Annotated in this window: 2 protein-coding genes; both read right to left on the bottom strand. The window is 51.1% G+C overall.

The features are described 5' to 3' along the window. Positions 1-91: 91 nt before the first annotated feature. Positions 92-823: an IS21-like element helper ATPase IstB gene (gene istB / locus AB1A65_RS15905; protein ID WP_366590920.1), complete on the bottom strand. Its 732-nt coding sequence runs from the start codon at positions 821-823 to the stop codon at positions 92-94. Positions 824-844: 21 nt separating this feature from the next. Further along, a complete protein-coding gene (istA, locus tag AB1A65_RS15900) occupies positions 845-2,389 on the bottom strand; it encodes an IS21 family transposase (RefSeq protein ID WP_366590919.1) in 1,545 nt (514 codons plus the stop codon). Between the last annotated feature and the right edge of the window lie 151 nt (positions 2,390-2,540).

Genomic DNA, 2,540 nt, shown 5'->3' with positions numbered 1-2,540 from the left:
TGGATAGGGCGGTTAAGGTATACCACTCACAGCGGATTAAAGTGAGCAGGGCAAACGAAGTGTTTAAAATCGATTCATCCGTGGATTAAAATTAGCTATTATTTCTCAGTTTTTTTCTCATTGACTCCCCTTTGATGTCTATTCTATGGGCGGTGTGCACCAAACGGTCCAGTATTGCGTCCGCAATGGTCTTTTCCCCAATAATCTGGTGCCATGCCTCAACGGGCAGTTGGGAAGCTATTATCGTTGACCTTTTCCCGTGCCTGTCCTCTATTATTTCCATAAATGAGTGCCTGTTGATGTTGTCCAAAGGTTTGAGGCCAAAGTCGTCAAGTATGAGCAGGTCCTGCTTTTCAAGCTTGGCTATTTCCTTTAGGTAAGACCCGTCGGCCTTTGAGGTCTTGAGCATGGTGAACAGCTTCGCGGTATTGAAGTACATGGCCCTGCGGCCCATAGAGCAGGCCTGGTGGCCTATGGCCGATGCCAGATAACTTTTCCCCACACCGGTGCTTCCGGTGATCAGGATGTTCTCCTTTCTGCCTATGAACTCACAGGAGGCAAAACGCTGTACCTGGTTCTTGTCGATGTTCCTCTCCGTTGCATAGTCGATGGCCTCCATGACGGCGCTGTACCTGAACCTTGCAGCCTTGGTAAGGCGCTCGATCTTGCGGTTGTACCTATCGTCCCATTCGGACTGCATAAGGTAGGCCACCAGCTCATCATTGGTGTAATCGACGCTCCCGGAGGAAAGGCTGGTGTTGAAGGCCCTTACCATTCCGTAGAACCTCAGTTGTTTCATCTGTTCCAATGTCTTTGTGTTCATTGTCATAAAGTTTTATGGTTTTTATTTATAATAATCTTCTCCCCTGATGTTGTCATGGTCGGGCACTTCGATGTGCTCCCTTGGGTCTTCCTCGATGTCGTCCCATCCTTTTTTTAGGATACGTTCCACCATGTTATAATTGAACGCCCCGTAGTCCAATGCCCGCTTACAGGCATTTTCCAGCCGTTGGTCACCGACCTTTTTGGCCAGGTGGAGTATACCCAGGCATGATTTATAGGATTGTTCGGGATGCTGCTTTTTGTCCAATATCCCCATGATGTAGGTTTTACAGTGGGCGCCTATGTTTTCTGCCCAGGCGATGAACTTCTCGCTGCTCCACTCGCTCACGAACCGATGGTGCGAGGGCATGTGTTCGGCCACGGTGGTATACCCGTACCGCTGCCTTTGTCTTTCATGGACGGCCAGCCGTTCGTTCCTGTGGTAAATCTCCACAAAGCTGTCGGTGTAGACTATCCTTACCTGCTTGCCGATATGTCGGTAGGGTACGCTATAGTAGTGCTTGTCCTTGCCAAGGTAGATATGGCTGTTCTTGTGGACGGTGCCCTTGGCATACGACCTTATCTCGTAACGTTTAACCGGAAGGGGCCCCAGTTCCCGTCGTTCCACTTCCTCGAAAAGTGATTGTCTGGAGTATTCCCTTCCCCTAAAGGATATGTTGTTGTGTACCTTCAAGAGTTCCAATATGGCCGCGTTGATATCGTCCTTGGTATGGAAAGTGGTGTTGCGCAATGGCGCAAATACCCTGGTGTAGATGATCCGGACGGCATTTTCGACGATGGCCTTGTCCCTGGGCTTGTAAGCCCTGGTGGGAAGTACTGCCGTTTCGTAGTGTTCGGCGAAGTCGGCAAAGGTATCGTTGACCTTTGGCTCGTAGCGGCTGCTTTTGGTTACGGCCGACCTGAGATTGTCCGTGACCAGCGCACGGGGGACCCCACCGTAGAACCAGAGGGCGTTCTCGGCGCAGCGCATAAAGTCTTCCAGCTTTTGGCTCGCACAGGCCTCCACATAGGTGTACTGGCTGCTGCCCAGCACGCACACGAAGACCTCCAGGTCTTGGAGCTCACCGGTATGCCTGTCCACGATACTGAGCTTCTTGCCCGTAAAATCTATGAACAGCTTATCGCCCGCCTTGTGGGTAAAGTGCATGACAGGGGAGACCTCCTTTGTCCATTCCCGGTACCAATACCTGAACTGTGACAACTTGAACCCATCGGGGTGCCTTGCACGGTATTCTTCCCAGAGAAGTTGCTTGGTAACGCCCGTTTTGCGGAGTTCCCTGTCAAAATAGGGAAAGTACCCCTCCAGGGTCTTCAGCTTCTCGCTCTTGGGTTTCCGGTCGGCCTTGAAGAGCCTATGGAGCTCCTCCAGGGTCATGGCCGACACCTCATAGGGGGTCAGCTTGTACCGCTTGAAAAAGTCAATGTACTTGGTTACGGTGTTCCGGGAGATACCCAACTGCGCACTGATGCGCCGTTTGCTTGTGCCCTCGCCATATAGCTTGAAAATCTGTTTTGCCTTGCGCATATCTATCTGTTTGTTGGCCATGGTCCTTTTTTACAAAGAAACCCATGGAAACCCACAAATAGAACCGATTTTTAGTGGCTCACTTTGGTCCGCCCAAGGTGGTTCACTTTGGTCCGCTGCGCCCTGCTCACTTTACTCCGCCCGAGGTGGTATACTATGCCCATTTTTTGCA

The sequence above is a fragment of the Allomuricauda sp. ANG21 genome (genome assembly GCF_040705235.1).
GTDB classification, from domain to species: Bacteria; Bacteroidota; Bacteroidia; order Flavobacteriales; family Flavobacteriaceae; genus Flagellimonas; species Flagellimonas marina.
This window is presented reverse-complemented; position numbering and strand designations above follow the sequence as displayed.